Source organism: Streptomyces sp. OZ13, assembly GCF_052068155.1.
Classification (GTDB): Bacteria; Actinomycetota; Actinomycetes; order Streptomycetales; family Streptomycetaceae; genus Streptomyces.
In genome coordinates, this window is sequence record NZ_JBQHCZ010000061.1 from 1 (window position 1) to 543 (window position 543).

1 protein-coding gene is annotated in these 543 nt (G+C 72.7%); it reads left to right on the forward strand.

The features are described from left to right. Positions 1-543: acyltransferase domain-containing protein (locus ACTMTU_RS36085; RefSeq protein WP_441267651.1), on the forward strand; the 543-nt coding region annotated here is incomplete at both ends.

Sequence of the window (543 nt, forward strand, 5' to 3'; positions counted from 1 at the left end):
GTGCTGCAGCCGGTGATGTTCACGGTGTATGTGGGCCTGGCGGCGGTGTGGCGGTCGCTGGGTGTGGAGCCGGCCGCCGTGGTGGGTCATTCGCAGGGTGAGGTGGCGGCCGCGGTGGTGGCCGGTGCGCTGTCCGTCGAGGACGGTGCGCGGGTCATCGGTGTGCGCAGCGCCGCGCTGCAGGCGGTTGCCGGTGTGGGCCGGATGGCGGTGGTGGAACTCCCGCTGGAGCAGGTGACGGAGGCGATCGCCCCGTACGGGGACGCGGTGTCGGTGGCGGCGGTGAACACGCCGTCCTCGACCGCGGTCTCCGGTGACGCGGACGCGATCGGCGCGCTGCTGGAGATGTGGGACGACGCGGATGTGTCGTGCGGATGGCTGGAGGCGCCGGTCGCCTCCCACAGCCACCACATGGACGCCCTGCTGCCCGGCCTGGAGGCGGAGTTGGCGTCGTTGACGCCTCGTGCGGGGCAGGTGCCGTTCTACTCGACGGTCACCGGCGCACTGCTGGACGGCACGGCGCTCGACGCCCGGTACTGGTGC